Here is an 8,460-nt window from a genome sequence, read left to right as displayed (position 1 = left end):
GAGAGCAAGAGCGATGCCACGAACCGGATCTGAGGTGTAACGGCTTGCCGTCAACCACCACTCGACCCACGGGTGCCGTCAGGCCTTCGGCTTCCTCGGAAGCCACCCCGTTCCCGTCGCGCGGAGCTTCACCGGCCCGACGGTCTCCTCGACCGCCTCGAGAAGCTCCCAGCTCGCGATGAGATCGGCGATCGCCTCGATGTCCGGCGCGACGATGCGGTCCTTCTCGTACGTCGGGACGACCTCGCGGACCTTCGTGTGCGCCACGCGGGTACCCTTGCCCGGGGTCTCGCCCAGGAGGTCGAACGCCTGCGCGGCGCACATCATCTCGATGGCCACCACATTGACGACGTTCCCGTTGATCTCGCAGAGCTTCCTCGCTGCGATGGGCCCCATCGAGACCGTGTCCTCCTGGTCCGCCGCCATCGAGAAGTTGTCGACGACCGCAGGGTGCGAGAAGACCTTGTTCTCTGAGCAGAGCGCCGTCGCCGTGTAGTGCGCGAGCATGTAGCCCGAGTTGAGGCCTTCGCTCTTCACGAGGAACGCCGGGAGCCCGCCGTTCAGGTGCGGGTTGACGAGCCGATTGATGTGGCGCTCCGACAGCGAGCCGATCTCGCTCATCGCGATGCCCAGGTAGTCCAGGGCCATCGCGATCTGCTGACCGTGGAAGTTCCCGCACGAGAGCTGCTCGCCCTCGTCCGGGAAGAAGAGCGGGTTGTCGGTGACCGAGTTCATCTCGATCTCGATCTGCTGCATGACGTAGTGGAGCGAGTCGATCGACGGCGAGTAGACCTGCGGGATGCACCGGATGCTGTAAGCGTCCTGGACCTTGCCCGAGCCCGACGCGATGAGCTCGCTTCCCTTGAGAAGCCGCCGCATGTTCTCCGCCACGACGACCTGCCCCTCGAACGGCCGGAGCTCGTGGATGCGCTCATCGAACGGCTCGAGCGGCGTCCGCAGCGCGTCGGCCGACATCGCGCTCGCGATGATGGCGTTCCGGATGATGCGGTCGGCGTCGTAGGCGCAGAGCGCGCCGCAGCCGGTGAAGAACTGCGAGCCGTTGATGAGCGCCAGGCCCTCCTTGAAGGAGAGCGTCAGGGGTGTGAGTCCCCCGCGCTCCATGGCGGCGCCGCCGTCCATGAGCTCGCCCTCGTAGAACGCCTTCCCCTCGCCCATCACGACGCACCCGATCTGCGCGAGCGACGTGAGGTCGCCCGACGTCCCGACGGAGCCCTTCTCGTTGACGGCCGGTACGACGTTCCGGTTGAGCATCCCGATGAGGGTCTCGAGAAGCTCCGGACGCACCGCCGAGTAGCCGCGCGCCAGGACGTTCGCGCGGAGAAGCATCGCGGCTCGGACCTTGTCCTCATCGAACCAATCCCCGACGCCGGCCGAGTGGCTCCGGATGATGCGGCGCTGGAGTTCTTCTCCCTGTTCCCCAGAGACCGCGACGCGCGCGAGCTCGCCGATGCCGGTCGTGACGCCGTAGATGAGGGCACCGGACTCCATCAGCTCTTCTGCGACCTTCCGGCATCTCGCGACGGCCTCGCGCGCTTCGAGCGCGAGTTCGACCGTGGCGTGGTTCCTGGCGACCTCGTGCACCTGGTCGATGGTCAGGCTCTTTCCGTCCAGTACGACCTTCATCGGCTACTCCTCCTGGGGGCGCACCCGCCCCGGCGAACGCGCCAACGAGAAGCCCGGGGACGTCGCCCCGGGCTTCCGCCACGTCCCTTCAGAGAACCTGTCCGCCGGACTACCCGAGGTCTCCGACGACCTTCTCGACCTCCTCGAGGATCTCGCACGAGCGCACGAGCTCCTTCATGGTCGTGTGGTCGGGGTAGAGCGGGCGGTCCTCGTCGAGATAGTCGACGTGCTTCCGGATGACCTTGTGCGCGGCATCGGTGCCCTTCGCGCGGTCGTAGTCGCGGAGATCCAAGCCCTGCGCCGCGGCCATGAACTCGATGCCAAGCACGCCGCAGGCATTGTCGATGATCTGGTGGTTCTTGATGGCCGTGTTCATCCCCATCGACACGAAATCCTCCTGATCGGCGGCCGCGGGGATCGACTGGATGCTCGCGGGCATCGAGAGGATGCGCTGCTCCACGATGAGGCTGTCGGCGGTGTACTGCGAGAGCATCATGCCGGACATGAGCCCCGCGCCCTTCGTCAGGAAGGGCGGCAGACCGACCGAGAGGGCCGGGTTCGTGAGTCTGTTCATCCGCCGCTCGCTCATCACGCAGACCATCGTGAGCGCGGCGCCCGCCATGTCCATCGGCAGGCAGACCGGCGTCCCCTGGAAGTTGGCGCCCGTCAGCGTGAGCTTGTACTCGGGGAAGAAGATCGGATTGTCGCCGACGCCGTTGAGCTCGACCTCGACCTGGCTCTTCGCGTACGCGACCGCGTCGTGCGCGGCGCCTACGACCTGCGGCGTCGAGCGCATCGAATAGGCGTCCTGGACCTTCATTTTGAGCCGCCCCTCGGCGACGTCGCCGCCCGCGAGGAGCTTGTTGAGCGCGTTGGCCGTCCTGACGGCGCCGGCGAACCCGCGCACCTCGTGAAGCCTGACGTCGTAGGGCTTCATGTTGGCCATCAGCGCCTCGAGGCTCATGGCGCAGGCGATCTCGGCCTGCTTGAGAAGGCGGTTGATGTCGTAGATATGGACCGCGGCCATCGCGGTCAGGAGGTTCGAGCCGTTGATGGTCGCGAGCCCGTCGCGCGCCTTGAGTCCGGGCACCTCGATGCCGGCCCGCTTCATCGCCTCGGCGCCCGGGAGGATCTCGCCCTCGTAGTAGGCCTCACCCTCGCCCATGAGAAGAAGCGCGATCTGGCTCATCGGTGCCAGGTCGCCGCAGGCCCCAACCGAGCCCTTCTGGCAGACGACCGGCGTGACGCCCTTGTTGAGCATCTCGACCAGCGTCATCGTGATCTCGGGGCGGCACCCCGACTTCCCGTGGCAGTGGACGTTGATGCGTCCGGCGATGGCGCCGCGGACGTACTCGATGGGCGCCGGGTCGCCGATGCCGGCGGCGTGGTTGTAGATGAGGTACTTCTGGAACTGCTTGACCTGCTCGTCGTCGAGCACGACCTCGGAAAACTCGCCGATGCCGGTGTTGACCCCGTACATGATCTCGCGGGCCTCGATCTTCTCCTCGAGCATGGCGCGGCACGTCTCTATCCGCTCAATGGCGTCGGGAGCGACCTCCACCTTCTCGCCGTTCCGGGCGATCTGGACCAGCTTCTCGACCGTGAGCCCGCTGCCGTTCAGTGTGATCGACATTCCTCGTCTCTCCTGGTGAAGTTGTGGCAAAGGAACCGGCCCGTGGCCGGGCCGCAGGCAAGAGAATAGCAAAGGGGATGTGGGGGGTCAACAGAACGAGGCACGGGGCGGTCCGTCCGACCGGCCGGGCTGCCGGACGGGCGGCGCGTCCGCCGACCCAACGAGTGCTGGCATCGGGACCTATCTTGCCATAGCATGGGCATGTATGAGAGCAGCGGCGGGAAGCTCGCTCTCGAACCACAGGAGGAGCACGACGTTGATTGAGCTTCTGCTGAACGATGTCCTCGCGCGGACGAACACCCACCCCGGGACGGTCGCGCTCGACCTTATCCGGCGCGAGTTCGGTCTCAAGGGCACGAAGGCCGGCTGCCGGGAGGGCGACTGCGGCGCATGTACCGTCCTTCTGGGACAGTTCGAGGGCGACCGCCTGCGTTACCGCGCCGTCCCCTCGTGCCTGCTGCCGGTCGGAGAGCTCCACGGGAAGCACGTCGTGACAATCGAGGGACTGACCGGCGAGGGATTCACCCCCGTGCAGCAGGCCATGGTCGACGAGGGCGCCACGCAGTGCGGTTTCTGCACGCCCGGGTTCATCATATCGATCACGGGCTTCCTCCTCGCGAGCCCCACGCTCTCGCTCGACGACGCGAGGGCCGCCATCGAGGGAAACATCTGCCGCTGCACCGGATACATCTCGATCGTGCGCGCCGTCGAGCGGGTCCTCGACCGCACCGGGGAGTCGCTCCCGCGCGCCGAGGACCACGTTCCCGGCGACCGGACGCGCGAGCTCGTACGGACCGGTGTTCTGCCCGCTCTCTTCCTCGAGGCTCCTGACCGGCTGCGCCGCGTGGCCTCTTCGCCGCCCGGCCCGAGAGACGGGGGCATCCTCGTGGCGGGCGGCACCGACCTCTTCGTCCAGCGTCCCGAGGACCTCAGACACTCCGAGCTCTCGTTTCTCTCGCGACGGAGCGATCTCACGGGCGTCCGTGCCGACGACGACACCGTCGCGATCGGCGCCGCCACGCCCGTAGAGGACCTGCGATGCGACGCGACGCTCCGCGACCTGCTGCCGGGGTGGGACGACGCGCTGACGCTCGTCTCCTCCGGGCTCGTGCGGAACCGGGCGACCGTCGGCGGGAACATCGTCAACGCCTCGCCGATCGCGGACCTCACGATCATGCTGCTGGCGCTCGACGCGACCCTCATGCTCTCTCGCGGCGGCGAGACGAACCGGCTTCCGCTCAGGTCGTTCTACCGCGGATACAAGGAGCTCGACCTCAAGGACGGGGAGATCGTGGCCGCCATCGAGTTCCCCCGCCCGGCCCCGGGCGCGCGCTTCCACTTCGAGAAGGTCTCGCGCAGAGGCCACCTTGATATCGCCGGCGTCAACTCGGCAGCCGTCATCGAGGCGGAGAAGGACGTCGTGAGACGCGCCTCGATCTCGGCCGGCGGCGTCGACTGCGTCCCGCTCCATCTGACGAAGACCTCGGAGCGTCTCGAGGGCGCCACGCTCTCTCCCGAGCTCGTCGAGGAGGTCGCCCGACTGGCCGTGTCCGAGACCTCGCCGATCACCGACGTCCGCGGCAGCGCGGAGTACCGCAGACGGCTGCTTCGTCGCCTCATCATCGCGCACTTCGTAGAGCTCTTCCCGTCACTCGAGCTGGAGGCGCTCATCGCATGAGCTCGGCCGACACACAGGCGCATGTCCGTGCGGCGTCACCGTTCGTGGACGACCTCCCCGAGCCCGAGGGGACGCTCCACGCCGCGGCCCTCCCCTCGCCCGTACCACACGGCAGGATCACCGCACTCCGAACCGAGTCGGCGGCCCAGTCGCCGGGCGTCGTCAGCGTCTTCACGGCCGCGGACGTTCCCGGCGAGAACCAGATCGGCGGCATCATCCAAGACGAGCCGCTGCTCGCGGCGGACGAGGTTCACTACGCCGGGCAGCCGGTGGCCCTCGTCGTCGCCGAGAGCCCGGAGGCCGCACGCGCGGCGCTCGACGACATCGAGCTCGAGATCGAGGAGCTCGAGCCGGTGTTCGACCCCCGCGTGGCCGCCGCGATGGGCTCTCTCATCGCCCCGGCCAGGACGCTCTCCCTGGGAGACACGGAGGGCGCCTGGGAACGATGTGCGACGGTCGTCGAGGGCCGCGTGGAGTCCGGAGGACAGGAGCACGTCTATCTCGAAACACAGAGCGCACTGGCCGTCCCGGAGCAGCGGGGCAGGCTCAGGCTCTACTCGGCGACGCAGGCGCCGACGGCCGTCCAGCGGATCGTCGCGCGCGTCCTCGGTTGTTCGATGCACGATATCGAGGTCGAGGTCCACAGGCTGGGCGGCGCCTTCGGCGGCAAGGAGGACCAGGCGACGGCGTGGGCCGCGATGGCAGCCGTGGCGGCCACGGCGCTCGACCGTCCGGTCAAGCTCGTCCTCGAACGCTACGAGGACCTCGTCATGACCGGGAAGCGGCATCCGTACTCGTCGGACTACCGTCTCGGGCTCGACGAGAACCTCAAGCTCGCGGCTTTCGAGGTCACCTACTATCAGAACTCGGGAGCGGCGGCCGACCTTTCGACCGCCATTCTCGAGCGCACCCTCTTCCACGCCACGAACAGCTACTTCATTCCGAACGTCCTCGCGACCGGTATGTGCTGTCGGACCAACCTTCCGCCGAACACCGCGTTCCGCGGCTTCGGGGGCCCGCAGGCGATGTTCGTCATCGAGGCGGCCATCCGGAGGGCTGCCGAGGAGCTCGGCGTCGAGCCGTGGCGCATCCAGCGGGCCAACCTCCTGGATGATGGCGACGAGCTCCCGTTCGGGATGCGCGTCGAGGGAACGACGGCCGTCCGGAGCTTCGATGAGGTCGTCGCCCGCTTCGACCCGGAACGCCGGCGGCACGAGATCGACGAAGAGAACGCGGCGAGCCACTACATGAAGCGGGGACTCGCGCTGATGCCGGTCTGCTTCGGCATCTCGTTCACGAACACGGTCCTCAATCAGGCTGGGGCGCTCGTCCACGTCTACACGGACGGCAGCGTCAGCGTCAGCACGGCGGCCGTCGAGATGGGACAGGGCGTCCTCACGAAGATCCGCCGCATCGTCGCGACGGCGCTCGGTGTCGACGAGGGGCGCGTCCGCATGGAGAGCACGAGCACCGCCCGCGTCGCCAACACCTCCCCGACCGCCGCGAGTTCGGGCACCGACCTGAACGGCATGGCGGCGCTCCTGGCGTGCCGGATGCTCGTCGACCGGCTTCGGCCGGTCGCGGCCGAGCTGACCGGGCGGGACGAGGCCGACGTCGCCATCGCGAACGAGAGGGTCACGGCGGCCGGCGATGAGACGGACGTCGGGTGGGAGAAGCTCGTCCGCGCGACCTACGAGCGCCGGGTCGACCTCTCGGCCCACGCGTTCTACGCGACGCCGAAGCTCCATTACGACAAGGACGCCGAGAAGGGACACCCGTTCGCCTATCACGTGTTCGGCACGGCGCTCGTCGAGGCCGTCGTCGACGTCCTTCGCGGAACGGCGACGGTCGACTCGGTCCGCGTCGTGCACGACGCGGGAAGGAGTCTCGACCTCCTCGTCGACCGTGGCCAGATGGAGGGCGGCATCGTCCAGGGCATCGGATGGGTGACCATCGAGGAGCTGGTGCACGATCACGGCGTGCTGCTGTCGGACGCGCTCAACACCTACAAGGTCCCCGACCTGCACTTCACGCCGCGTGAGTTCGAGGTCGTCTTCCTCGAGGACAGCGACAACCCGAACGCCGTGATGGACACGAAGGCGATCGGAGAGCCGCCCTTCATGTACGGCATCGGCGCCTTCTTCGCCGTTCGGGACGCGCTCTGCGCCGTTCGTCCCCCTATAGCGGACGCTCCGGTCGTCGCCCCGATGACGAACGAGCGCATCCTGGCCCACCTCGAGGGTGTCCGCGCGGACGCGATGTCGGGCGAGTACGGCTTCGCGTGCCGGCTGGCCGAGAAGGGGTGCGACGCATGGAACGAGGATGACGCCTCTCCGGAGCCGGGCGAACCGGCGGAGCGGCGGTAGCTCATGTGGATTCGCTACGAAAAGCGCGATGTGCTCTTCGGTCTCGTGGTCTACGCGGCCGGCGATACCGTCGCCACGCTCATCCTCGGGACCTACGACCCCGTGCGCATGCTGGGCATGATGCTGGTCGGCGCGACGATCTACGCCTTCGAGATCCCGAACTACTGCGAGCGCATCGAGATCTGCTCGAACCAGGTGTGCGGACCCGTGAGGGGCGCCCTGGCGAAGACGGGCCTCGCGCTCCTCTACTTCAATCCCCTCTGGATCGCGAGACACTTGCTCTTCATCGCCATCTTCTCCGGGAACTGGTCCGACGTCGGGCTCCCGATCCTCATGACCGCGCTCATCTCGTGGGTCGTCAACATCCCGATCTCCATCACCGGGAACGCCGTCATCCAGCTGGCGATCCCTCTCAGGTGGAGGTTCCTCGGAAGCGCGGTCTTCTCGGCGCTTCTCGCCGTCTACTACGCTCTCTCGGGAGTCTGGTTTGCACAGTGACGTCCCCATCTGGAAACGAGTCGTCGAGGCGCTCGAAGCGGACATCCCCGCCTGCCTGCTCGTCATGACGGACGCCTCCGGCGCGGTGCCGAACCGCCCCGGCGCGAAGCTGCTGGTCACGGGCGACGGCCGGCGCATCGGGACCGTCGGCGGCGGCATCCCGGAGCAGACGCTCGTCGAGCGGGCTACAGCGCTCCTCGCGACCGAGGCACGCGGCCGCTCCGAGGTCATCGAGATGGAGCACACCGAGGACGGCGTCGGGACGGCCTGCTCCGGGACGCAGACCTTCGTTCTCCTCCGCGTCGAGCCGGAGGACCTTGAGGCCGCGAAGGCGATCGCGGGGGCGCTCGAGACGGATCGACCCGCCACGCTCGTCATCGACACGAACGGCATCGCACTGACCGAACCGCGCCCCCGGGGAGAGGGCCTTCGATGGGTGGAGCGTAACGGAGCATGGCAGTACGAGGAGCAGCTTGGGCGGTCCGACGTCGTCACCATCGTGGGAGGCGGACACGCGTCCCTCGCGCTCTCCGGCGTCCTGGCCCCTCTCGGGTTCCGCGTCGTGGTCCTCGACGACCGGGAGGGCCTCGACACGATGGAGCGGAACATCTGTGCAGCGGAGCGGCGCATCATCGACTACG

Annotated in this window: 6 protein-coding genes; 4 read left to right on the top strand and 2 right to left on the bottom strand. The window is 67.9% G+C overall.

The genetic code is table 11. The features are described from left to right. Window positions 1-78: 78 nt before the first annotated feature. Both hutH and GF405_05360 read right to left on the bottom strand, forming a co-directional pair. Complete coding sequence (gene hutH, locus GF405_05365) at window positions 79-1,644, bottom strand: histidine ammonia-lyase (GenBank protein ID MBD3367584.1); 1,566 nt, start codon at window positions 1,642-1,644, stop codon at window positions 79-81. Between the two features lie 109 nt (window positions 1,645-1,753). Next, window positions 1,754-3,277 carry a histidine ammonia-lyase gene (locus GF405_05360; GenBank protein MBD3367583.1) on the bottom strand — a complete coding sequence of 508 codons (1,524 nt, stop codon included), beginning with the start codon at window positions 3,275-3,277 and terminating at the stop codon, window positions 1,754-1,756. Window positions 3,278-3,482: 205 nt separating this feature from the next. Between GF405_05360 and GF405_05355 the strand changes: the two genes are divergently transcribed. The 4 genes from GF405_05355 to GF405_05340 all read left to right on the top strand — a co-directional run. Then, window positions 3,483-4,955 (top strand): hypothetical protein, encoded by a 1,473-nt coding sequence (locus GF405_05355; GenBank protein ID MBD3367582.1) that lies wholly within the window; start codon window positions 3,483-3,485, stop codon window positions 4,953-4,955. Then, window positions 4,952-7,321 carry a molybdopterin-dependent oxidoreductase gene (locus GF405_05350; protein ID MBD3367581.1) on the top strand — a complete coding sequence of 790 codons (2,370 nt, stop codon included), beginning with the start codon at window positions 4,952-4,954 and terminating at the stop codon, window positions 7,319-7,321. Before GF405_05355 ends, GF405_05350 begins: the two co-directional genes overlap by 4 nt. Before the next feature lie 3 nt (window positions 7,322-7,324). Beyond that, a complete protein-coding gene (locus GF405_05345; protein MBD3367580.1) occupies window positions 7,325-7,819 on the top strand; it encodes a hypothetical protein in 495 nt (164 codons plus the stop codon). Continuing rightward, window positions 7,809-8,460: hypothetical protein (locus tag GF405_05340; GenBank protein ID MBD3367579.1), on the top strand; the 652-nt coding region annotated here is incomplete at its 3' end. The genes GF405_05345 and GF405_05340, both read left to right, overlap by 11 nt.

Source organism: Candidatus Effluviviaceae Genus V sp., assembly GCA_014728125.1.
Lineage (GTDB): Bacteria > Joyebacterota > Joyebacteria > Joyebacterales > Joyebacteraceae > WJMD01.
This window is presented reverse-complemented; position numbering and strand designations above follow the sequence as displayed.